Origin of the sequence: Catenibacterium mitsuokai, assembly GCF_025148785.1 — a bacterium.
Classification (GTDB): Bacteria; Bacillota_I; Bacilli_A; order Erysipelotrichales; family Coprobacillaceae; genus Catenibacterium; species Catenibacterium mitsuoka.
Genome location: NZ_CP102271.1, coordinates 1,958,722 through 1,983,492, shown reverse-complemented (window position 1 = coordinate 1,983,492; position 24,771 = coordinate 1,958,722). Strand labels below are relative to the sequence as shown.

General features: G+C 33.9%; 24 protein-coding genes. 19 read left to right on the top strand and 5 right to left on the bottom strand.

Annotated elements, in window-relative coordinates:
* Positions 1-502 precede the first annotated feature (502 nt).
* The 12 genes from NQ499_RS10300 (at position 503) to NQ499_RS10245 (ending at position 14,267) form a co-directional block, all read left to right on the top strand.
* Positions 503-1,459 carry a carbohydrate kinase family protein gene (locus tag NQ499_RS10300; protein WP_202898495.1) on the top strand — a complete coding sequence of 319 codons (957 nt, stop codon included), beginning with the start codon at positions 503-505 and terminating at the stop codon, positions 1,457-1,459.
* A 123-nt stretch (positions 1,460-1,582) separates the two neighbouring features.
* Complete coding sequence (locus NQ499_RS10295) at positions 1,583-2,005, top strand: PTS sugar transporter subunit IIA (RefSeq protein ID WP_040390151.1); 423 nt, start codon at positions 1,583-1,585, stop codon at positions 2,003-2,005.
* 18 nt (positions 2,006-2,023) lie between these two features.
* Positions 2,024-2,509, top strand: a complete 486-nt coding sequence (locus NQ499_RS10290; protein ID WP_006506712.1) for a PTS sugar transporter subunit IIB — start codon at positions 2,024-2,026, stop codon at positions 2,507-2,509.
* 19 nt (positions 2,510-2,528) lie between these two features.
* On the top strand, positions 2,529-3,329 hold the full coding sequence (locus NQ499_RS10285) for a PTS mannose/fructose/sorbose/N-acetylgalactosamine transporter subunit IIC (protein ID WP_006506711.1): 801 nt from the start codon (positions 2,529-2,531) through the stop codon (positions 3,327-3,329).
* Complete coding sequence (locus NQ499_RS10280) at positions 3,326-4,150, top strand: PTS system mannose/fructose/sorbose family transporter subunit IID (protein ID WP_006506710.1); 825 nt, start codon at positions 3,326-3,328, stop codon at positions 4,148-4,150. The genes NQ499_RS10285 and NQ499_RS10280 overlap by 4 nt, the downstream gene beginning before the upstream one ends.
* Positions 4,151-4,180: 30 nt before the next feature.
* Positions 4,181-6,280, top strand: a complete 2,100-nt coding sequence (locus NQ499_RS10275; RefSeq protein ID WP_407651062.1) for a glucosidase family protein — start codon at positions 4,181-4,183, stop codon at positions 6,278-6,280.
* Complete coding sequence (locus NQ499_RS10270; RefSeq protein WP_006506708.1) at positions 6,264-7,382, top strand: glycoside hydrolase family 172 protein; 1,119 nt, start codon at positions 6,264-6,266, stop codon at positions 7,380-7,382. Before NQ499_RS10275 ends, NQ499_RS10270 begins: the two co-directional genes overlap by 17 nt.
* A 102-nt stretch (positions 7,383-7,484) precedes the next feature.
* Positions 7,485-10,118 (top strand): sigma 54-interacting transcriptional regulator, encoded by a 2,634-nt coding sequence (locus NQ499_RS10265; RefSeq protein WP_040390149.1) that lies wholly within the window; start codon positions 7,485-7,487, stop codon positions 10,116-10,118.
* Positions 10,108-11,352, top strand: a complete 1,245-nt coding sequence (rpoN, locus tag NQ499_RS10260) for an RNA polymerase factor sigma-54 (protein ID WP_006506706.1) — start codon at positions 10,108-10,110, stop codon at positions 11,350-11,352. The genes NQ499_RS10265 and rpoN overlap by 11 nt, the downstream gene beginning before the upstream one ends.
* 304 nt (positions 11,353-11,656) lie before the next feature.
* On the top strand, positions 11,657-11,929 hold the full coding sequence (locus NQ499_RS10255) for a hypothetical protein (protein WP_259848501.1): 273 nt from the start codon (positions 11,657-11,659) through the stop codon (positions 11,927-11,929).
* A gap of 88 nt (positions 11,930-12,017) precedes the next feature.
* The gene (locus NQ499_RS10250; RefSeq protein WP_040389582.1) at positions 12,018-13,064 is read left to right on the top strand and encodes an IS1/IS1595 family N-terminal zinc-binding domain-containing protein; all 1,047 of its coding nucleotides are present in this window, start codon (positions 12,018-12,020) and stop codon (positions 13,062-13,064) included.
* A gap of 204 nt (positions 13,065-13,268) precedes the next feature.
* Positions 13,269-14,267, top strand: a complete 999-nt coding sequence (locus NQ499_RS10245; protein WP_006504985.1) for a type II toxin-antitoxin system antitoxin SocA domain-containing protein — start codon at positions 13,269-13,271, stop codon at positions 14,265-14,267.
* A 41-nt stretch (positions 14,268-14,308) separates the two neighbouring features.
* On the opposite strand, the gene NQ499_RS10240 is transcribed toward NQ499_RS10245, so the two are convergent.
* Both NQ499_RS10240 and NQ499_RS10235 read right to left on the bottom strand, forming a co-directional pair.
* A complete protein-coding gene (locus NQ499_RS10240; protein WP_006504984.1) occupies positions 14,309-14,695 on the bottom strand; it encodes an HIRAN domain-containing protein in 387 nt (128 codons plus the stop codon).
* Positions 14,696-14,707: 12 nt separating this feature from the next.
* Positions 14,708-15,379 carry a hypothetical protein gene (locus NQ499_RS10235; protein ID WP_006504983.1) on the bottom strand — a complete coding sequence of 224 codons (672 nt, stop codon included), beginning with the start codon at positions 15,377-15,379 and terminating at the stop codon, positions 14,708-14,710.
* A gap of 257 nt (positions 15,380-15,636) precedes the next feature.
* On the opposite strand from NQ499_RS10235, the gene NQ499_RS10230 reads away from it, so the two are divergent.
* The gene (locus tag NQ499_RS10230) at positions 15,637-17,832 is read left to right on the top strand and encodes a family 16 glycosylhydrolase (RefSeq protein WP_006504982.1); all 2,196 of its coding nucleotides are present in this window, start codon (positions 15,637-15,639) and stop codon (positions 17,830-17,832) included.
* A 25-nt stretch (positions 17,833-17,857) separates the two neighbouring features.
* Here NQ499_RS10230 and NQ499_RS10225 read toward each other — a convergent pair whose 3' ends face one another.
* From NQ499_RS10225 to NQ499_RS10215, 3 genes are all read right to left on the bottom strand, one after another.
* Positions 17,858-18,580 (bottom strand): HAD-IIB family hydrolase, encoded by a 723-nt coding sequence (locus NQ499_RS10225; RefSeq protein WP_006504981.1) that lies wholly within the window; start codon positions 18,578-18,580, stop codon positions 17,858-17,860.
* A complete protein-coding gene (locus NQ499_RS10220) occupies positions 18,561-18,995 on the bottom strand; it encodes a heme-binding protein (RefSeq protein WP_040389688.1) in 435 nt (144 codons plus the stop codon). The genes NQ499_RS10225 and NQ499_RS10220 overlap by 20 nt, the downstream gene beginning before the upstream one ends.
* 117 nt (positions 18,996-19,112) lie before the next feature.
* Complete coding sequence (locus tag NQ499_RS10215) at positions 19,113-19,901, bottom strand: MurR/RpiR family transcriptional regulator (RefSeq protein ID WP_040389687.1); 789 nt, start codon at positions 19,899-19,901, stop codon at positions 19,113-19,115.
* A gap of 117 nt (positions 19,902-20,018) precedes the next feature.
* Here NQ499_RS10215 and NQ499_RS10210 point away from each other — a divergent pair, with 117 nt between their 5' ends.
* The 6 genes from NQ499_RS10210 (at position 20,019) to NQ499_RS10185 (ending at position 24,743) form a co-directional block, all read left to right on the top strand.
* Positions 20,019-21,356, top strand: coding sequence for an MATE family efflux transporter (locus NQ499_RS10210; protein WP_040389686.1), 1,338 nt, complete (start codon positions 20,019-20,021; stop codon positions 21,354-21,356).
* Between the two features lie 131 nt (positions 21,357-21,487).
* Positions 21,488-22,186 carry an amino acid ABC transporter permease gene (locus NQ499_RS10205; RefSeq protein WP_006504977.1) on the top strand — a complete coding sequence of 233 codons (699 nt, stop codon included), beginning with the start codon at positions 21,488-21,490 and terminating at the stop codon, positions 22,184-22,186.
* Positions 22,176-22,910: an amino acid ABC transporter ATP-binding protein gene (locus NQ499_RS10200; RefSeq protein ID WP_006504976.1), complete on the top strand. Its 735-nt coding sequence runs from the start codon at positions 22,176-22,178 to the stop codon at positions 22,908-22,910. Before NQ499_RS10205 ends, NQ499_RS10200 begins: the two co-directional genes overlap by 11 nt.
* A gap of 43 nt (positions 22,911-22,953) precedes the next feature.
* Positions 22,954-23,715 carry a transporter substrate-binding domain-containing protein gene (locus tag NQ499_RS10195; protein ID WP_006504975.1) on the top strand — a complete coding sequence of 254 codons (762 nt, stop codon included), beginning with the start codon at positions 22,954-22,956 and terminating at the stop codon, positions 23,713-23,715.
* 62 nt (positions 23,716-23,777) lie between these two features.
* Positions 23,778-24,047 carry a hypothetical protein gene (locus NQ499_RS10190; protein WP_155812594.1) on the top strand — a complete coding sequence of 90 codons (270 nt, stop codon included), beginning with the start codon at positions 23,778-23,780 and terminating at the stop codon, positions 24,045-24,047.
* 9 nt (positions 24,048-24,056) lie between these two features.
* Positions 24,057-24,743 (top strand): Tim44 domain-containing protein, encoded by a 687-nt coding sequence (locus NQ499_RS10185; RefSeq protein WP_040389684.1) that lies wholly within the window; start codon positions 24,057-24,059, stop codon positions 24,741-24,743.
* The last annotated feature ends 28 nt before the right edge of the window (positions 24,744-24,771 follow it).

The following is a 24,771-nucleotide window of genomic DNA, read 5'->3' as shown; positions in this document are numbered from 1 at the left end:
TTTATTTTAGGAATGCTGTGAAATAGTAGAGCACTACTCTTTTGCTCAAAAATACTCGCTAAAAAATGTTGTTGACTATTTATACGAAAGAAACGTATAATACATACAGGAACAAAAACATTTTGTTTTATGTAGCCCGACGCCTGCGTTGGGCTACTTTTTTTTACATAAAATAGAAAGAAGAGACACACCTCTATATAAAATGGATATGCCTATAAGAATAAGAGTATCCTAGAATGTGTAGAAACATAAATATCATGCTTCAAATACGAGGTAATTCTGAGTGGGTTGTCATAAATGTTATTGACTATTTATATGAAAAGAATCTATAATACTGACGAAGGACAAAAACATTTTGTTTTATGTGATGCAGCGCCTGCGTTGCGTCACTTTTTTATTTTATTTTATCTCACAGTACATAAACTGTGAGTTTTTTATTTATACCTCAAACTTGGCATATGAATTGCAGTATATATAAATGAATAAACAATGGAGGTATTCTATGTACGATGTAACAGCAACAGGTGAACTATTAATAGACTTCACTAGAAATGGTTTAAGTGAACAGAATAACCGTATCTATGAAGCCAATCCAGGAGGTGCACCATGTAATGTACTTGCTATGCTTGGAAAATTAGGTTATAAAACTGCTTTTATTGGTAAAGTAGGAGATGATGAGTTTGGTAAACTATTAAAAAATACTATTACAGAACAGAAGATTGATGCAGCTGGACTTATTCTTGATCCTAATGCAAAAACAACACTTGCTTTTGTAGATAATGATGAAACAGGTGACCGCAGCTTCTCTTTCTATAGAAAGCCAGGAGCAGATATGATGTTTAGGGAAGACGAAGTGAATTATGAATTAATTGATAACTGTCGTATCTTCCACTTTGGCTCTTTGTCTATGACGGATGAGCCAGTAAGATCTGCTACTTATGCGATGGTTGATTATGCAAAAAAGAAAAATAAGATTATTTCTTTTGACCCTAACTTAAGACCACCTTTATGGGAAAGTGAAGATCTTGCAGCTAAACAGATCTGGTATGGTATTGAACAGTGTGATATCTTAAAGATTGCAGATAATGAGATTGAATGGCTCACAGGTACTGATGATTATGATAAGGGAATTGAAATCATTAGAGAAAGAACACATGCAAAACTCATCAATGTTACACTTGGTCCAAATGGTAGTATTGCTTACTATGGTAATCATAAAGTATTTATGGAACCTTATTTAAATAAGGATACTATAGAAACAACAGGTGCAGGTGACACATTTGGAGCCTGTGCACTTCATGCAGTACTTAAAAATGGATTAGACAATATGACTGAAGAGAATTTAAAAGAAATGCTTCAGTTTGCGAATGCAGCAGCTTCTTTAATTACAACTAAGAAGGGCGCATTAAGAGTGATGCCAGAAGAAAAAGAAATTAAAGAATTAATAAATAAAAACTAAAAGTTGGCATTACAATTGCAGTATATATAAGTGAAAAGAAAAAGAAAGGAGAAAATAAAAAATAAGAAAACTAAAAGTTGGCATGACAATTGCAACTTATATAGTCGTAAGGGGGATATCAAAATGAGACACATTTTAATCGCAACACATGGGTTACTTGCTTCAGGTGCAAGATCAACAATGGAATTCTTAATCGGTAATGTAGATAACGTAGACTATATTACAGCTTATGTAGATGGACAGAAACCTATCAATGAGCAGATTGAAGAATATTTCGCAAAGATTCCACAGGAAGATGAAGTAGTCATCTTTACTGATATTAAGGGTGGAAGTGTAAATCAGAAGATGATTTCATATTGTGTAAGGGAAAACACTTTCTTGGTATCAGGATTCAATTTAGCTGTTCTTATTGAAGTCACTATGACTCCAGAAAAACTTACTAATGAGTTCTTAAAGGCTAAGATTGAAGAAGCTAGAGAACAGTTATGCTTAGTAGAAATTGAAAAAAACAACACGGAAGAAAACGATGACGATTTTCTTCTATAAGAAAGAGAGGAAAAGAAAATGATTGTTTGTTTAAGAGTAGACGAAAGATTAATTCATGGACAGGTTGCTATGACTTGGACAAAGGAATTAAAGCTTCATGGTTTAGTTGTTGCAAGTGATGAAGCAGCATCAAACGAATTACAGAAGATGTCATTAAAGATGGCAGTGCCAGAAGGTATCAAATGTATTATTAAATCAGTAGAAGGCGTTTCATCAATCTTAGATGATCCTAGATCAGAAAAGATGCGCTTGATGGTTCTTGTACCTACAGTACGTGATGCTGTTACTTTATGTAAGAAATACAAGAATATTCAAATGGTTAACTTAGGTAACGCTGGAAAGATGACCTCAGGAGAAAAGATTAATTTAACTAAAGAAGTTATGTTGACTCAAGAAGAATTAGACGCATTAAAAGAATTAGTTGAATTATATCCAAATACATTCTTCCAGGGTACACCTTCAATGGAAAAGAAGCTTGCTACAAACGTATTAAAAAATTTATAAGAGATAGGAGAGAGTTATTATGTTAAACGCGTTTTTCGTTGCAGTGGCAGTATTCGTAGGCGTTGCAGGACATGAATTTTTCGGTATGGTCATGTTAAGTAGACCAATCGTCGTTGCACCACTTACAGGTTTATTGCTAGGAGATGTTCAGACAGGTTTATTAGTTGGAGCATCATTAGAATCAATCTTTATGGGAGTTGTCAATGTAGGTATCTCAAGTACTGCTGAACCAGCTCTTGCTGCAGGTCTTGCTACAGCATTCACAATCCAGATGGGTGGAAATGTTGGTACTATTATTCCAATCGTATTCCCACTTGCTGTATTAGGTCTTCAGTTCATGAACTTTATTTTCTCATTCGTTATTGGTCCATTCGCACCAAAATTCGAACAGTTAGCTTTAGAAGGTAAAGACAAATCAATCACAGCCCTTCACTTTGGTTTATGGGCATTACACTATGGTTTATATGCTTTAATTCCATTCTTTGCTGTATGGTTAGGATCTGATGTTGTACAGACAATCTTACAGTCAATCCCTAAGGTTATTATGAATGGTTTAACAGTTGCTGGTAACATGCTTCCTGCTGTAGGTATGGCTATGTTAATGCAGATGTTATGGGATAAGAAAACAGGTGTTTACTACATTTTAGGATTTGTTGCAGTGGCTTATTTAAAATTACCATTAATCGCAATCGCAGTATTAGGTGTTGTTATCGCACTAGTAACAGCACAGCGTGATATGCAGTTAAAAGATATGATGGCTAAACCAGCTGTTGCAAGTGCATCAGCTAATGACAGTGAAGAGGAGGACTTTTTCGCATGAAACTAATGAATAACATTGATAAAGAAGAAAAGAAATTAATCAGAAAGATGTTCTGGAGATCAGGCGCTATGTATGCATCTGTTAACCCAGTTACTATGGGTGGTGCAGGTTTCTGTTATGCTATGATTCCATTCATTAACCATTTCTATAAGAATGATGAAAAGAAAAGACGTGAAGCTCTTGCAAGACATGTCTCTTACTTCAGTACTACAGTACCTCTTGCATCATTTGTAATGGGTATTGCTGGCTCAATGGAAAAAGAAAACAGTGAAAAACCAGACTTTGATGCCAATGCAATTGGTTCTATTAAAACAAGTTTAATGGGTCCTTTAGCTGGTATTGGTGACTCATTATTCTGGGGTGTATGGAGAGTAGTTTGTGCAGGTCTTGCTATTGGTTTTGCTAATGCTGGTAACATCCTTGCTCCAATTATCTTCTTAGTATTATTCAACGTACCAAACTTCCTATGCAGATACTATGGTGCATGTTTAGGATATTCTTTAGGGGCTAAGTATATTGAAAAATTATATGCAAACGGCATGATTGAAATCCTTACAAAAGCAGCTGGTATTGTTGGTTTAATTATGGTTGGTGCCATGACTAGCCAGACAGTCGTATTTAAGACAATTCTTGAATTCAAGATGAAGGGACAGTCATTAATGAATGTTCAGTCAGCTCTTGATAGTATCTTTAAAGGTATCGTTCCATTATTAATGACATTTGGCTGCTATAAGCTATTAAATAAGAAAGTCAACGTTATCGCTATTATCTTTGGTATCGTTGCATTAGGAATCGTTTTATCACTATTAGGTATTTGCTAGTAAATATCACAGGAGGTCGCTTTGAATACAATGAAATGCAATCCATTCTATATGCTAAGAATCAAGAATGGAATCTATAGTACAGACAACACAATCAGTTATTATCGCAATAAGCTTCCAGATGATACATTTTCATTTGATTCTTCCAATCAAAAAGTTCAAGCTAATCTTGATGAATTTGGCACAATTAAAAACCTTACTTTCTTTCATCACAACTACTACATGGAAAGCAAACCAGGTGTATGGGTAGGAAAAGACTTTGTCCAGGAACATGATCTTTCTGTCTCTATCACATGGAATGGTAAAAGAACTGAATTAAAATCTGATAATGTAGATGTCGTATCTGATCTTGCAGATAATCTTTTTCCAAGAAGTATTCATCATTTTAACTATGGAACAGTCAGTTTGATAGCTGCTGCGCCTATTACTCATGATGGAGAAAGATTAAGCAGTTTGATGTATGGTATTATCGTTGAGAATCAAAGCGATACAGAAGGAGAAGGAGTCTTAGAACTTCCTTCTCTCTATAAAAAGAAATACTCTGATACAAGAAATGTATTAATAGAATGCCGTGAGACACAATCTCACAACTGTATTTCATTTACTTTACCACCTCATTCTCAAAAAGAATTCATGATTGCTTTCACTGATCCTAATGCGTATCAAGACACACAGAAACTGTTTAGCAGAAGTATTGATGAATGGTTAGAAGAAACACGTCAGTATTATAAACAATGCATAGGTAAAGTCCATTTTGATAATGATCCAATGGCAGGATACTTAATTGAAAGAGCCTATCAGCAGGCGTCCGGTGCTTTCGCCATGAATAGTTATGATCAAATATTGGGCTCAAACTGGGGCACATACCCCGTTACTCCTCATATATGGAATAAAGATATGTATTATTCTAGCTTACCTTATACAATGACCGAACCTGACCTATGTAAACAAACTATAAAATGGTTTGCTCAATATGGTATTAAATACCCTGGAACCAAATTTAAAGGCGGTATCTTCCATTCATTAAGCAATTCATTATCAGTCATTCTACTTTCTGGTGCGTATTATGATTATTTTGGTGATCATCATTTCTTTCTAGATAATGAAGATTTATATAAACAGATGAAGGAAATCCTTAACGAAGTCATTACTTCTAGAAATCCAGATGAACCACATCTATACCACAGTATATGGATTTCAGACGCCTACTCCCTTGGCACATATCATACAGGATCTAACATTTGTGTATATCGTGCATGTCGTTCCCTATCAAGACTTGCACTTGAAATCTTTGACGAGAAGGAATATGCGATTGAACTAGAAAATGAAGCCCAGGCAATCAAGAATGATATAGAGAAATATATGACTGTAGAAACGAATGGTCATCGTATTTTTCTAGAAGGTATTGCATCACTTGATCCAGATACAAAAGAACATATGTCAGATGAGTGTTATCGTAAAGAGATGCTTGATCAAGGACTTCAGTTCTTAACTGACGTGGATCATGACGGTACTATCATATTAAGAATGCATGATGGTGAAGAATCAGACACTACATTATTGAAATATTATGGCTATGAGGCAGGAGACAGGACAACTCACTATGGACAATTCAGTTCAAGTGATGAGAATCCTACTTATAGTAAGCTGAGCAGAGGGATTAAATGGGGTAACCAGTCAGGTGCAACATTCCCAGGATATATTTCAATATTGAATGGTGCAGATAATGTAGAAAACTGGAGTGGAGAAAACGGCAGATTTAAAGAATTAGAAAGACTGGCTGATTTAGATGGCAGCTGGTGGTGGTGGCCTTATAAAGTAGGGGCACCTACTGGAGATGTCACACGAATGAACAGTTGTGGTAAATGTGGATGGGCATCAGGTATCTTTTATATCTTGTTCATTACAGAATTCTTAGGAATCAACTATGATGCACCAAACAAACACTTAACGATTCATCCGAAGGAATTTATTGGAAACTTCTTCTGGGAGGATTTCCATATCGGTGAATCAAGATTTGATATCAAGGTAACTGATCAGCACATTCACATTACCAATAAAAATAATTATTCAATTACTGTCAATCAACATGCAGTAAAGGAAGGAGAAGATTATGAATTTACTAAGTAATATCATGACTTATAAAGGAGAACGTTCTAGAGCTGTATCACCAGAAAACCCAACTGGTGAAAAAGGCAAAGCGTGTATGGAAGCAAGTGCTTTAGGTCCATCAAGAAAAGGCCGTGGAAGCATTAAATTACCTATGGGTGAAGAAACAGTGATTGCGGATATTAAAGGTCCAGGTATTATTAGACATATGTGGATGACAATCCGTGAAAATACTGAAAAAGGCAGCTTTGTCATGAGAGATGTTGTCTTAAGAATCTATTGGGATGGTAGTGATACACCTGCAGTAGAAGCTCCTATTGGTGATTTCTTCTGTAATGGTTTTGGTGAAAGATGTGATGTTGCTTCTTTACCAATCGTAGTTAATCCTACTGGAGGAATGAACAGCTACTTTGAAATGCCATTCGCAAAAAGAGCCGTCATTACAATGACAAATGAACATCCAAAAGATATTACATCTTTCTTCTATACAATCAATTATGCTGAAGTCGATGCACTTCCAGAAAACTGTTTATATTTCCACGCTTACTGGCGTAGAGAACGTCAGACAGAGCTTGCGAAAGACTATGTCATCTTAGATGATGTAAAGGGTAAAGGTTACTATGTAGGTACTTACCTTGGCCTAACAGCACTTGAAAGATATTGGTGGGGTGAAGGAGAATTTAAGTTCTATCTTGATGGTGATGAAGACTATCCAACAGTATCTTCAACAGGTTCAGAAGACTACTTTGGTGGTGCCTGGGCATTCCATCAGAAAGATGAATTAGGAAGACCTTCAGTTAAACCATATTCTAACTTATTCCTAGGTTATCCATTCTATTCAACAAAGGATAAAACAAGAGAAAGATTTGAAACAGGTAAGTTGAATGCTGTTCATGCTTTTGGTAATGACAGCCTTCCACGTCATGGCTTATATAGATTCCATATTTTGGATCCAATTGCCTTTGATGAAGATATCAAAGTGACATTACAGCAGATTGGTAACGATGATCTTTCATTATATGAAAGACAGGATGATGTTTGTACAGTCGCTTATTGGTATTGTGATCATAAAGAAGGATTCGATAAAGAATTCCCAAATAGAAGAGCAAGACTCCCAAGATAGTCTGACAGGAAGATATACGCATATCTTCCTTTTCATGCGTGTAGGAGTTAAATTGTTTTCTTCAAATCTTCAAGGTATAATTATGAGTAAGGAGGTATCATGATGGATGTAAAAGAAAAGGTTTATATGTCACTCAAGGAATCTTTAAATGAGTCTGAAAAGATCCCTACATCTTTAATTGCAGATAATCTTCATTTAAGCAGACAGATTGTGACACATTATTTAAATCAACTTTTTGATGAGGGAAAAGTAAAGAAAACAGATACAAGACCGACTTACTGGTATATAGAAAAAGAAGAACAGAATGCACCTGTCGAAGAAGAATTAGATTCAGAAGTATTTGATTCTATGATTGGTGCTACAGGAAGTCATAAGAAAATAGTAGAAATGTGTAAAGCATCTGTTTCTTATCCACCAAATGGTCTTCCAATTCTTATTATTGGTGAAAGTGGTGTAGGTAAAAGCTATATCGCAAAGCTTATTTATAGTCATGCATTACAAACAGGCAGTATTGATAAAAAAGCACCTTTTGTCGTATTAAACTGTGCAGACTATGCCAATAACCCTGAACTTCTTTCTGCTACATTACTTGGTTATAAGAAAGGAAGCTTTACAGGGGCTGATTCTGATAAAACAGGATTATTACAGGAAGCAGATGGTGGTTATCTTTTCTTAGATGAAGTACATCGTTTATCATTTGAAAACCAGGAAAAACTATTTGTATTTATGGATACAGGTCAATATCGACCTCTTGGTGATTCTAAATGGAGACATTCAAATGTGAGATTCATATTTGCGACAACAGAAAACCCACAAGAAGTCTTATTAGAAACATTTAGAAGAAGAATCACATTACAGATTACTATTCCTAATATTACTGAACGTCCTTTGCAGGAACGTCTAGAACTCATTGAAACATTCTATAAAGAAGAAGCATCTAAAATAAAGAAAAACCTCACTATTTCTAGTGGGGCTGTCAAAATGTTGTGTTTCTCTAAGTTCCCAGGTAATATTGGTAGACTAAGAAATCTGATTCAGGTCAGTTGTGCAGAAGCCTATTTCAAGCATGGCAAAAAAGACAATCTTCTTATTTCTGAAGCAGAGCTTATTCATGCAGGTGGAGATATACCTGTTAATACAGCAGGATTTCAGGCTGAGCGTAATATGGAAATATCTATTACATGGAATCAACCTAAAGAATGTATTCATCAAGAATATTATGATGAACATCATTCAGAAATCATGAATTTATTTCATAAGATAGAAACTGCATCATGGGGGCAGATAGACCAGCTTTATTTGAACTTTCGTGCTATTTTAAGAAAAATCCATCCTACTCATAACAACTTTACAGAACAGCGTTTTTTTATGCATATCTGTAAGGATATATTGATTCGTTATGGTGTCAAGATGAATGATTCCTGTGGTAAAGAATTATATATTCTTTATATAACATTCAATCAAATGTGTATTGATAAGGAACAGGAATGGAAGCTTAAAGCTTATTTTGAACAATCATGCCCTCGTGCTTTCTATGTTGCAAGTCGAATTATCCTTGAATTAAAGAAATATGAATTGCAGCTAGAAGATAATCTTGCATTCTTGTTTGCCTTAGCTATTCATGAATATATCAGTGAATCATTAGAATTAAATGGTCTCATTGCAGCCCATGGTGATACAACAGCATCTAGTATTGCGAAGGTTGTCAATCAGGCGTGTGGTACCTTTATTATGGAAGGTATTGATATGCCTATGGATACAACTCTTGATCAGACTGTCGAAAAGGTACAGGATTACTTGCTTCACTCTGCGAAGGGTAAAGGACTTATCTTACTTGTTGATACTGGATCATTAAGAAGTATGTATTCAAAAATTAAGAATAACTTATCCGGTGATTTGTTGATTATTAATAATGTCTCTACAGCTATAGCCCTAGATGTTGGTTTAAAGATGTTGGGACATGGTTCATTTGAACAGATTGTAGAAAGTACTAAAAAGATTAATAGCTTTGATGTTCAGTTCTTTGAAGGTTTATCTAAAGATAAGAATATAATTATTTCATGCATGTCCGGTGTTGGTATTGCGGAAAAGATACAGGAAATCATGAAGAAGACTTTAGGAGACTGTGGTCTTGATTTTGTGACTATGGAATATAAGAAACTCCTCGATCTACTTGATGAAAATGAATCTAAGAATTTCAATCAAACTCTTATGATTCTCACAACATCTCCTCTTCATGATGGTATCTCTACACCTTGGCTGAGTGTTTATGATATATTAGATGGCCATGGTGAAGAAAACCTATGGAATGCATTAAGAAGTGTAGTCACACCAGAACAATTTGAAGCATTAAAGAATGAATTTGTAAGATTCTTTACAATTGAAGGTATTGTCAGCAGATTACAGTTCCTCAATCCTACAGTTGTTATTCAGGATGTAGAAATGATCCTTCATCGTTATGAAGATTATTATAAGCTGGAAATGTCAGGGCATATAAGATTAAATCTCTATATGCATATCGCATTTATGTTTGAACGTCTAATGACTGCAGATGATACGGATGATGAAGAAGAACCTACAAATCCATCACAAAAAGAATTCTATCGTATCTCAAAAATTGTTTTCCATGATGTAGAAAAGAAATATCGTATTCATATAGATAATTATGAATTATCTATATTGTATGAATTATTGAACAAAGTTATTAAGGAGCCAATAGGCTTAGATGAAGCTTGAACTTAAACAAGGTCAAAAACATCAAATATATCAGAAACAGATTGAAAAGAATCAGATCTTACAGATGGACGTCCAACAACTTCTTGCCCACATAGAGAAGATTTCTTTTGAAAATCCATTAATAGATACTGATGATATGATAGAAAGTACTTCTGATATAGGAAAAGAATTTGATATTGATAGCTTATCTAGGAAAACTGAACCGACATTAAAAGAAGTTATTCATTGGCAGTTGATAAACAAGGATATAGACAATAAAGAATTAGTAGAATCTCTTGTAGAATTATTAGATGATAATGGGTATCTACGTCTCTCAATAAATGATATCTGTACTTATCTAAAGTGTGATGAAAAAGAGTATTTAGAAGCTAAAGATACATTATCCAAGCTAGATCCCCCTGGACTTGGTGCTGATACATTAAAAGAATGTCTCCTTCTTCAATTAGAGCGCCTCAAAGAAACAAAAGATATTCATCTCACAAAAATACTTGTAGATGAATGTTTAGAAGACCTTTCTAAAAGTCACTACCATGCTGTTTCCAAGAAACTTGGTATATCACAAAATAAAGTAAGAGAATTACTACAAATTATCCTTACATTAGATCCGCGTCCAGCAAGTAACTATAGTTCTTCTCTTGAAGTCAATTATCCTGTACCCGATATTATAATCAAGGATGGTATAGTTCAATTAAATCCTATGATTTATAAGGATATAAACATTAATACAAACTATTTGTCTCTTGATGAGAACAAAGAAACTAAGAAATATATAGAATCCAAATTAAGACAAGTTTCTTGGCTCCAACAATGCCTTAGCCAAAGAAAGAATCTCATATATGATATTGCGGTCTTCTTATTTGATTACCAGCAAGACTTTTTTATGAATCAAGGATCTTGTCATCCATTACTACAAAAAGATCTCGCAATGCTGCTTGGAGTACATGAATCTACAATCAGTAGAGCCATCAAAGATAAATATATATATTGTGATAAGGGCTTTATTCTTCTGAGTGATCTTATTCCAAAGGGAACAGAAGATAACTCTGTTGATTCTATCAAAGAAAAAATCAAAGAAGTTATAGATAATGAAGATAAGAAAAAGCCTTTAAGTGATCAGAAAATTACTAATCTATTAAAAGATAAGGGTATTGAAATATCTAGAAGAACAGTTGCAAAATACCGTTCAGAATTAAATATTCCAGATGCATCTGGTAGAAAGCATGTAAAAAAGTAGAACCGCGTTCTACTTTTTTGCATACTTTATTTTTTCTTTTTTGCAGCATTTACATCACTGATTTTGTATATTTCTTTGTGTCACCAAAGTAATTCTCATCCGCTCTAGAATAATAAGCCACTCATTTCTTCATATCAAAATTCTCCTATGGTTATCATAACGGTAGATAGTTACTCTCGGTCAATGTAATAATATTTTCAATTGCATTGACTATATATGATGTTGAATTGTATAATGATGATACAAATTAAAGAAAAACGTATCACAAAAAAAGGAGGGCGTGATATTATTGGAAATAACACGAATGGAAATTGAAAAATATTTGAATAGAGTGAAAGTGGCTGTTGAAAAAGATAAGTATCGTATAGAGATAAATAAAAATAGAAGTGACAATAGAAATTTATTTGAAAATTATGTTTTAAGTGAAGCAAGGATTAAAGAGATACTTTTGAGTTTAACGGTTGATGATTTTTCTGAAAGGAGAAAGAATAACCATAAAGGATTCGAAAAAGAAATATTATATATTTTCGCTAAGTTTATGAAAAATGTTGCTACTAGATCATTAAATTTAACTTAACGCCTATTTTTCTACTTTATAGCCACCTAACTCAAATCATCATTTCTCGAACAGTTGTAAAATGATCTTAAAAGGTCAGGTGAGTGCTATGATAACTGAAAACCAGGTAAAAAACTATTTAAGATCTAAGGATAAGGATTATGTAAATAAACTTATCGAATCATTATATGAACAGGATGATGAAGACATTGATCCATCTCATAAGGCATGCCCTATATGTGGTTCAGTCCATTTCAAGAAGAATGGAAAAGATAAGAACAGACATCAGAGATATATCTGTCTTGACTGTCACAAGTCTTTTAGTGATAGAACCAACACCTTATTCTACTGGTCTCATTTTACTTTGGACCAGTGGCTTCACTTCATTGAACTGGAACTATATAAAATGCCTCTAGAGGGTGAGGCTCAAGTCTTAGAGACAAGCAAGACGACCTGCTTCTATATGCGTCATAAACTTTATCATGCAGCATCTGAAATCATGGGTCATCAGAAATTATCTGGTGAAGTTGAAATAGATACACAGTATAAAAGTATAAACCTAAAGGGAACACGTCCTCAAAATATGCCTAGATACTCAAAGAAAAGAGGTAAACAGGCTGCATATAGAGGAATATCTCATCACAAGGTTGCCATTGTCTGTGCTACAGATGAAAATGATCATATGATGATGCAGGTATCAGGTCTTGGAAGTGAGTCATTCGATAAATATAAAGCGAATAAAGACTACTTTAAGGATGTGGAAGAGTTCATATCAGATTCAAAGGCAAGCATACAGCAGTTTGCCAACTATCTTGAAGCAGTAAACAATAAGATAAAGACATCTCCTTTAGAGAAGAGATATCTTACTGATGATGGTAAATCATTAGGAGCTGTCAATGAGATGATGACAGAAGTAAGCTCAATGATACAGACAACAAGAGGCGTTGGCACCAGATACATACAAGGTTATCTAGATTTCCTGCTTCTTAAGAAGCAGGCTAAGTATACATTCAAGAGAAAGGAAATGGCATCTGAGATTCTAAGAATGATGATGGATACTGAGGCTTTCAGTAATGAAATGGTAAGAGCTACACCTATGCCTATTTCACTTAAGGAAGCATATTACGAATATCGTTATGGTATATTCGCTGAATAAGATTACTCAAAGCAACAATTTTCTTAAATTGAGCGTATATTTTTGGAAAAGAAATAAAAGCATTAGAGAGATTCGGTGAAGACTACAAGGCAATCAATTTATATATAAAATTTAATTTGATTGCAGATGATTTTGTGTTTATTATATCCTTTCATGAGCAGAAATATCCGCTTCACTATTATTTTAAATAAGGAGAAAAATATTATGAATGAAATAAGAAGAGATTATTGTATAAATTGTAGAAAAGAAACAACCTACACATTGAAAAAACAGGAAATCAGAAAAGTTATTAAAGATAAGGAATATACTTTCTTGATTACTGTTGCAGTGTGTAATGAATGTAATGAAGAAATATCTGTACCAGGACTACTTGATTTAAATATTAAAGAAATAGATTCACAGTATAGAGAAAAGGAAAATCTAATTACTATTGAAGATATCAACAAACTATTAAAGATATATGATATTGGGAAAGGACCTCTCGCTTTAGTTCTTGGCTTCGGTGAAGTGACTATCAAAAGATATCTAGATGGGCAGGTGCCTTCTCTTGAGTATTCCAATATCATGAAAAAAACTTTACTTTCTCCTGATTATTTTGATAAGAAATTACAGGAAAATAAAAATAAGATTACTTCAGCTTCTTATAAGAAATCACAAGAAGCAGTGAGTAATCTACAAGAATTATTTGTATTATCAGATAAGATGAGACAGGTTATCGCATATTTATTTAAAGGATTAAATGAAGTTACACCATTGATGCTGCAAAAACTTCTTTATTTAATTCAGGGAACCTCTTATGCCTTATATGATCATCCTATGTTTATAGAACATTCACAGGCATGGGTTCATGGCCCTGTCTATCCTGATGTTTATCATTTATTCAAGCAGTTCAGTTTTAATCCTATTGATGATGATCGATTTGTACTCTTTGAAGAATTAGAGAATACATTAAGTGAAGAAGAATGTCATGTGATTGATTTAGTTATTCATACATATGGTCTCTATAGCGCTAAAGTATTAGAAACAATCACTCATACACAGGATCCTTGGATATCAGCTAGAAAAGGATATGAAGGAACTATTCCTTCTCATGAACCTATTATAGAAGAAAATATAAGAAACTATTTCCAAACATTACATAAACAATATGATTTTTCTCATAGAGAAGGAATCAATCGCTATATTCATGATATTATCATGTAATGACTATGTATCACTTATTATATTCTTTATTCTGTGAATAACTAGAAATCCATCATACAGATTTTAATAGAAACATGCCAATGACAATAATCAGCCTCATAACATGAGTATACTCTTGCGTGAAGTATCTTACCTGCATCCATTAGTCGAGTAAAAATACAATTATCCTTTTTAGGAATATACCCAAGCTTTTCACCATCTATTGTAAGCACCTTAATCGCATTACTATCATATTCATTATCTGCTTCTCTTTCTAATAGAAGAGGGTCATTCTTCTCTAGTCTCTTAAATACATCCTGGTTATCTACATAACGTGTTCCTGCAATATCAGTAAAAGACAAAAAGATTTCATTCATTAAAGGCATAACCACATTCTCTATCCCATTCATTTCTACTGCTTCTAAAATCATATCTTTCATTTGATCCATAAATGCTTCCTCCTAACATGCATGCATAACTTTTTCATAACAGGAATATTGTTTATCTAAGTTATATTTATACAATCTGTATATCATGATTTTCTTTTCTAGATACTCTTTTGTTATTTTAGGTTTTCTATTCTCAATAGACTCTATTTCTTTTTTGATTCTTTCTATTTGTGTTGTGAGATAGGTCATATCTAAGTTTTTTCTAATTGATTGGGTATCATAATCCACCAACATTTCTATATCTTTTAAATCATTCAAGTTATTATATCGATAGGATTTAAGAGCACGTTCCCATAAAGGATGGTCTTGATCAATTCTTTTAATGATTCTTTTGAATATCTTCTTTGCCTGCTTCATATCTTCATCACTTAGATGCTGTTTCACTATTTTCTTATGAGTTCTTAGTTCCTCTAACTCATGCATATAATCTTCTTTCACAGCATCCATATAGCCTTCTAACTCTTCCTTATATATCTTGATATGATGATTCTTACATCGCTGACAATAGGCAATTCTTTTCTTAAGGAAGATACACTCAACCATCAAACTATAATATTCTTTATATGAATCAGCATATATTTGATAATTATCTTTTTGATTCTCTTCAACTTGTTTCTTCAATTCATCACGCTTAATGATTAAACTTCTGTAAAGTTCGATTAAGTAGTTTGTTGTAGTAGACATAACGCATCTCCTCCTTAACTACATCATACAACTTTCATCAAAAAAATGTTTTGAGTAAGGCACTCATAAAGTCTATTTATAGGCGTTCAAATATTTTTTTGTGTAATGACTATGTACCACATATATTGTTAGTTAGTATGTGCATAGACTATCTTATATAGAATATTATTACTTTCATGCATGAAAGTGTAGTGTCGTGATTGTGAAGTAAAATATCTCATGATACAATTAAATTACTATTCATAGGAGGAAAAGAGATGAAACACAAAGGGAAAAAGATATTTGCGGCTTTAGTAGCAAGCACGATGATTTGTAGTGCTCCTGTCTATGCAGCCAATAATACAACAGATGTATTCTATGATGATTTCAGTGGTACAACACTTGATACAAATAAGTGGTTGATTGCGGATAAATCATGGGGTGGAAACAATGGTGGTGTTGTTCCTGAAAACGTATCTGTTTCTAATGGTACATTAAAATTAGAAGGGCATGGAAACAAATATAAAGGAAACGTAAAAGGACATAACCAGCCAACAGGTATTCGTACAGGAGCCGCTATTGCAACTAGAAATTATTATTCTTCAGGTAGTTATGAAGTCGTCGCAAAAGTTGCACCAGAACTAGGTGCCTGCTCAGCTATCTGGACATTTGAATATGAAGAGTACTATCCAGGTGATCCAGAATATGAAGCATCAGGTAAAACAGGACAATATTATGCCGTCAATCATGAGATTGACATTGAATTACCTACAGCCAATGCAACGCATAAAACACCTTCATTTGAAGCAGCACGCTTTAATACATTCACTACAGAAAATGGCTATAGTATGAAAGAAGATTTACCTTATGCAGTCGATGATGGAAAGTTCCATACATATCGCTTTGACTGGCATACAGGCAGTGATACAGAAGAAAAACGTGTGGATTATTATGTAGATGATATTTATATGTGTACAAGTAGAACACAGGTTCCAAGCAATGCGGGACGCTTTTGGATTGGTTTATGGTTCCCTACAAGTATTGATGCCGATAAAGATGGTATCTGTGAAACAGGTTGGACAGGCACAGCAGACTTTGATACAACCGTATTTGAAATCGATTCTGTCAAGATTGAACCTTACCATGAATCAGGTGACACCCCACAAAAAGAATCATTCCCATATGATGGCTGGGCTATTGATTCATTCCCAGAACTTATTGATCAGGAAAAATACAATCATATTATTAATGGTGACTTCTCAGAAGGTAAAACAGCCTGGACTCTATCTGGAGATGCCGCTGTATTAAACGAAAAAGCTGTACTTTCTTCAGGTTCTAAAACGGATACCATCTCACAGCTTATTGATATTAAACAGCGTATGACTTATACAATCAGTGCTGATATTGAAACAGATGGTACAGAAGTAACTATCGGTGCAAGAAAGAAAAATGGTACATTCAACTCATCTCAGACATTTAATAAATCTGGACATGTAGAAGTATCATTTGTGACAGATGCAGGTTCTTCACAGCAGATGGAGGCTTATGCACAGGTATTACGTTATCAGCAGGGCGCACCTGTTAAGGTAGATAATATCAAGGTAACAAGTGGTAAAGCTTCTACAGTGATTCCTACACCTACACCAAAACCAGACGTCTTTCAATTAGTAGCTAATGGTGAATTTGATGAAGGAGATAAGAACTGGAAGTTATCAGGAAGCACTATTATTGAAAACGGACATGCTGTGCTTGCTTCTGGTTCAGATACAGATGGATTATCACAGAAAATCAGTGTAGAAGGTGGCAAAACATATACATTAACGGCTAATGTCATTTCTAGTGGTACTAATATTGATGTTGGTATCAGAGATTATAATGGTCGTTATACAAATATTCATCAGACATTCAATAAATCAGGTACAATGACTCTTACATTCACTACCGCAAAGCATATCAAGGAAGTAGAATTATATGCTGAAGTAGTCAGATATCAATCAAACAACAATCCTGTCTATTTGGATTCTATTGTCTTAAAAGAAGGAAAAGAAGAAATCACACCAGATCAGCCAGAGATTCCAGAAATTCCTGTTTCAGGATTATTAAATAATGGCACCTTTACACAAGGTAATTCTTATTGGACACTAGGTGGTAGTGCTTCTATTTCATTAGGAAAAGCTATTCTTACTTCAGGATGTGATACAGATACAATCTCCCAGAAGGTATCTGTAGAAACAGGTAAGACATATAAACTTACTTGTGATATTGAATCCGATGGCTGTAATGTAGATCTTATGATTCAAGGACATGATGGTAAATATAGTAATAAGAAGTTGTCTTATTCTACAAATACAAAAGGGGAACTAGTATTTACAGTAGGAAAAGTACACTCTGAATCTAAAGTAGTGATCCAGGTATTACGTTATCAGAACGGATCAGTTAAAGTATCCAATATTCAATTAGAAGAAATGAAATAAATAAGGCAGAGACACCCGTCTCTGCCTATATTACTTTATAGATGGCTTCACTGACACTGCTTACTACTTCATTGACTTGTTCCTTTACACTATCAGGAGAACTATGGAAAGTAAAACTATAATCACTTGCCTTAAACAAAGGTAAATCATTATAGGAATCACCAATACCAAGCATCTTATCCGCATTAAAATGTTTTTTAATAGCCTTTACACCTGTTCCTTTAGAAATACCCTTTGATACAATATCAATTACATTCGTATTCTGATAACCAGATACCATAGGGTATCTATCATGCACATCTGATACAAATGTTGCTGCTTCTTCATTGGTATTAAAAACTAAAGAAATACTATAGAACTTTGAATCCTTGATTTCTTCAAAATCCTTAATCATAGTAAAAGTAGGAAAATCAATAAAATCAGTAAAATAGAAATGAGATTCACTTTCTGTCTGTACAATAATGTTAGAGTAGTCTCTATAATGATTATATATATCCCTCACAAGTTCTTTATCTAAAAGGTGTTCCTCAATCACATGTCTATCCTTATCTAATAATAGTGCACCTGTACACATAATATAGAAATCAAAAGGAATACCCTCTACATCATATAAACAGCTCAGTGGTCTTCCTGTACAGACACCAAATAGATTCTCTTTTTGAAAAGCTGCAATGGCCTCTCTATCTGTTTCTGTTACTTTTTTATTATGAACTAAAGTACCATCTAAATCAGTCGCAAATACCTTCATTCTTATATCCTCCTAGTACATCTATAATTAAGTGGTGATCTTCATCATGGGCAAGTCCTGATGCAATCACACATCCACGTAATTCACCTTTTATAAAAAGTGGAAAACCTCCTCCACATATTGCGATAGTAGAATCATTCTCATCATATACATGTCTTTCTTCTTGATCTAGAAACACATAATAAGTGCTATGGTGATATCGTTCCACTGTATTCTGCTTTCTATCGAGCCATTCTACGCCCTTTTTGCCAGGCATCAAATACTGGAACACAATATCTCCATCTAATACGATTCTAATACGTACTGGTTTACTTGTTTTCTTTACTATTTCATTCCCAATACAATACGCATCTTCTGCATCAAAATGATCAAAACTTAATTCTTCCTCTAACTTTAATACATCTTCTTTATTCACGTTCATCACCTGATTCATTTCTATCACAAATCATCTTACAATGAAACAGTTTTCATATGTATAGAAACAAACGTTCTCTTATTCTTGTTTATTGATAGAATTGAGTGAACTAAAAGTTCAATCATTCACCTGATGATAAATAATCGCATAAAGATTACTTAACACATACTGAAAAGCTAATTGTGAATAGAATGTACTAATTCTATTCTCTTTCTCACAATCAGGAATCATAATCAAATCATCACAATAAGCCATTAATGAATTCTTCTTATTCGCAGTAATAAGTCCAATTTTCACATGATTCCTGCTCAATGTCTGTACACACTCTAGAAGTCTTTCCTGTCCTCTATAACTGATAATAAGTGCATAATCATCCTTGTTCATACGTTTAGAAATATGTCTCTCTTCTCCAAATTGAGTCGCAAGAGTAGGGAATATATTCACCTTTACAAGCTTATTCGTAAAATTAATCACTGTAGTTTGTGTATCCCCATAACTAAACAAAAAGATACGTTTCTTATGAATAATCTCATGTGCTATAGACTTGAGTACATCTATATCTAGACTTGAATACACCTGCTTAATACTCTCCTGATACAAAGAAAACATATTCTTCATAATCTCTTCTGTCGTTTCATTAAACTGAAAAGGTGTCGTATAATCCACACTCTCTACAATATATTTATTCGCTTCTCTTTCTTTAATTAAATCTACCTTTAAAGCCTTATATCCACTATAACCTGTCTTACGGCATAATCTAATAATAGTCGCATTAGAAGTATAAGTCTTTTTCGCAAGATCATTAATAGACAACTCTTCTAATAAATCCAAGTGATTCATTAAATAATCAATCACTTCTTTTTCAGTCTCTGTATACTTATTTTCCTGTGATATATCTAGTATCATGGGCTTCACCTCTCTTTCTATTTTAAGTGAATTTTCTTTGATTAAAAGAGTAAACAACAAGATATCTTTTATTCTCTTTCTATGATATCATGTATTAATCTTTTAGGAGGGAATAACATGAATCAGACACAAGATTTCACTAAGGGAGTTATCTGGAAACAGTTGCTTTTTTTCTTTTTTCCTATTCTTATAGGAAGTTTTTTCCAACAGTTATATAACACTGTTGATACAATTATTGTTGGACAAGCTTGTGGGACAAGCGCACTTGCTGCAGTCGGTTCAACAGGAAACTTAACGAATTTAATTGTTAATTTCTATGTAGGCTTATCTACAGGTGCTTCCGTAGTCATCGCCCAATACTATGGTGCACAAAATAATAAGAAAATCCATCAGGCAGTGCATACTTCTTATATCCTTGCAATTGTCAGTGGAATAATCATGATGCTTTTTGGCTTATTTTTCTCATATCAATGTCTAGATGCTATTGGTACACCACATGATATATTGAATGATGCCACTCTCTATATGCAGCTTTACTTCTTATGTATGATTCCAGGTGCAATCTACAACATCGGTGCAGGAATCTTAAGAGCAGTAGGTGACAGTAAAAGACCACTCTATTACTTAATTGTATGTAGTATTGTGAATGTTGTATTCGACTTTATCTTTGTAGTCATCTTCCATCAAGGTATTGCTGGGGCAGCCATTGCGACAGTTATTGCACAATTTGTCTGTGCCATACTTGTCACTATTCAATTAATGCGTACAAATGAAGTCTACAAGCTTACATTATCAAAAATGAAATTTCATCTACCTGTATTAAAGAAGATTATTATGATTGGTGCTCCTGCGGGTATCCAATCTACAATGTATAGTATCTCAAACATTGTCTTACAGAGTCATATCAATGCTTTTGGTACACGAACAATCGCTTCATGGTCAGTTTATGTAAAAATAGATGCATTGTTCTGGATGATGATTGCGGCTATTGGTGCAGCTATCACCACCTTCGCAGGCCAAAATTATGGAGCCCATCTTCATGACCGTATTAAAAAGGGGGCAAGAACAGCCCTTGCTATGGCTTTCATTATGACCATTTCAATCAGTACAATACTCTGCTTAACAGGCAGTTATATCACTAGACTGTTCTCATCAGATCCACATATTATTGAAGAGTGTTATAGCTTGATGCTGTTCTTAATGCCATTCTATTTCTTATATTGCTGTGTTGAAATATTCTCAGGAACAATGAGAGGGTGTGGAGAATCAATTAAACCAATGATATTAGTATGCTTAGGTATATGTGTACTACGTATTGCCTGGCTCACATTCATTTCACCACACTATCCAACTATTAAAGGTGTTGTTGTCTCTTATCCAGTCACTTGGTTTACGACCTCACTACTCTTTATTATTTACTATAAATATTTCAAAAAGCATCATTTTGATGCCTAATCAAGGAACAAAGTCTCACTTTGTTCTTTTTTTAGTACAATTTAATAATTTATTTTTACAGTGATAAAAAATCTTTGACATATATTAAGAATTGGTGTAATTTATAAACATAAAAGAAAAGGGGGATTCATGTGAAAGGATTTTTTGATAACTTAGGATTTTTTGCCAGTCGATTCAATCAGGCTATAGTGATTACTATTGAATTATCAATCATATCATTAATAGCTGCGACTATTATTGGAATCATTGTTGGATTAGTCAATACTTTAAAAAGTAAGTCAGTGATCATGAAGATATTAAAGGCAATCGCCAACCTTTATATTTATATCATTCGTGGTACACCAATGCTTGTACAAATATTGATTATATATTTTGGCTTGGGACAGATGTTAAGACCTACAGGATTTAGATGGTTAAATATCGGGGGTACTTTTACTGCTGGTACTGTTGCCTTATCACTTAATGCCGGTGCTTATATGGCAGAAATCGTCAGAGGTGGTATTGAAGCAGTAGACAAAGGACAGATTGAAGCAGCCAGATCACTTGGCTTAACTTATGGTAAAACAATGAAAAAGATTGTCTTACCACAGGCTTTAAGAACGATGTTACCTTCAATCATCAACCAGTTCATTATTTCTATTAAGGATACTTCATTATTATCTGTTATTGGTCTAACAGAATTGACTAACGTTGGTAAAACAATTGCCGCAACGCAGTCAGCTCATATGATGGTCATTTATTGTTTTATGGCTTGTTATTATTTATTTATCTGTACAGTACTTGCACAGGTATCAAAAGTTGTAGAAAAGAGGTTATCTTATGGCAAATAAAAAAGTCTCTGTCAAAAACTTAAAGAAGAACTTTGGTTCTTTAGAGGTTTTAAAAGATATTTCTTTAGAGATTAATGAAGGAGAAGTTATCTGCTTGATTGGTCCTTCAGGATCAGGTAAATCAACTTTCTTAAGATGTTTGAACCGTCTAGAAGATATTACAAGTGGTAGTGTTGTCATTGATGGTGAAGATATCACAGATCCTAAACTTGATATCAATAAGAAAAGAGAAAACATCGGAATGGTATTCCAACATTTCAATCTTTTCCCACATATGACAGTCAAAGAAAATATTATGCTTGCACCTGTTGAACTCAAGAAGATGACAAAAGAAGAAGCAGAACAAACTGCTTATCAATTATTAGAACGTGTTGGTCTAAAAGATAAGGCAGACAGCTATCCAGCTCAGTTATCTGGTGGTCAGAAACAAAGAGTTGCTATTGCGAGAGCCCTCGCAATGAAGCCTGATATTATGCTTTTTGATGAACCAACTAGTGCGCTTGATCCAGAAATGGTTGGAGAAGTATTAGCTGTTATGAAAGATCTTGCAAGTCAAGGTATGACAATGGTTGTTGTCACTCATGAAATGGGCTTTGCGAGAGAAGTAGGAACTAAAGTTATATTCATGGATGGTGGATATATTGTAGAACAGGGTAATCCATATGATGTTATCAATCATCCACAGCAACAAAGAACGATAGATTTCTTAAACAAAGTATTATAAGGTATCAACACATAAGTGTAGATATATAAGGGAGGAAACGATTATGAAAATGAAGAAGTTCGGTGCTATTGTATTAGCAGGTTTAATGGCAGTTTCATTAGTAGGTTGTGGAGGAAATTCTAGTAGCAAGAACGAAGAAAAGACTTATATTATTGCGACTGATAAAACATATCCTCCATTTGAAATGGAAGATGATTCTGGTAAATTAGTTGGTGTCGATATGGACTTAATCAGAGCTATTGCTAAGGATCAGAAATTCAAGATTAAAATTAACTCATTAGGTTTTGATGCTGCATGTACAGCGCTAGAATCAGGTGAAGCTGATGGTGTTATTGCAGGTATGTCAATCAATGATGAAAGAAAACAAAAATATGATTTCTCAGACCAGTATTATGAAACAGGTGTTTCAATGGGTGTTGCAAAAAAATCAGGTATTAAAGGTTATGCTGATTTAAAAGGTAAAACTGTAGTTGCTAAAACATCGACTGCAGGATTAAAATATGCTCAGTCTATTAAAGATAAATATGGATTCAAACTAGAAGTTGTAGAAGAATCAACATTCATGTTTGAAAAAGTTAAATCTGGTGAAGCAGCTGCATGTTTTGAAGACTATCCAGTATTAAAATATATGGTTAAGACAGGTCAGTTACACTTCGATATTCCTTGTGGTAAAGAAAGTCCAGCATATTATGGTTTCGCAGTATTAAAAGGTGAAAACAAAGAATTATTAAAGAAGTTCAACAAAGGTTTAGCTAACCTAAAGAAGAACGGTGAATACGATAAGATCGTCGCTAAGTACGAATAAGACTTGTTAAAGAGTGATAAGATATATTTCTTATCATTCTTTTTTTATGATATACTTTGTCTATGAAAAAAATGAACTCTATACCACTTATTTGTGGTTTATTATTTATTGCGGCATTTTTTATCTATTTCTATAGTGCCAACCATGCTCCTTATTCTTATACAGATATCATTCTGCTTGGCCCTGTATTTTCTTTTGTAGGACTCATCTTTTCTATTATTACTAGAAAAGAAAGAACACTTATTTGGTGGCTAGGCTTATTACTATGTATCTTTGGCTTTTTGGTATGTATCATGGTATTCATGATATTAGTTTTATTTTTTATTTCTTAGGAGGAATTTATGAAGAGATTAATAAGATGTTTATTTATTGTATGTATATTATGTTTTTCTGTTTCTCCTGTCTATGCTAGAGCTGGCGGCGGGGGAGGAGGATCAGGAGGCGGTGGAGGCGGCGGCAGTTCCTCAAGTGGTCATACACCTCACTCTGAGAGTCATCCAGCTTCAAATGAAGATCGTGCTGCTAGTGTTATATTATTTATTCTTGGATCATATAGTCTTTCATGTTTTGAAAAATATCGTCGCAGATATAAAGCTATCTCTATGCATAAGGCTATGAAAAAAGAATTAAAAGAAAAGAATAACGCATTCTTTGAAGAAATGAAGATGAACAGGGAGGTTACTCACTACTATTATGCTATACAGAATGCATGGAGTGATAAAGATATGGATACTCTTAAACAACATCTTTCTTCCTCTCTTTATGGTCAATGGAAAACAAAACTCAACTGGTGGGAGTATGAAGGTATACGTAATGAACTCTCTGATATCAGACTTCTTAAAACAATGGTTGTAGAAGTAGGTGATGATTACTTCTGGTCTTATATAGAAGGTAAGATGAGAGATAGAATGATCAAAGGTAATGAAGTCACTCAGGATAATAAAGAAGTATTTATTGAATACTGGCGATTTATAGTAGAAGATGACAAGATTTACTTAGATGAAATCAGGCAGGAAGATGAAGTCTAAGATTGACCTTGTGAAATAATTGTGTTAC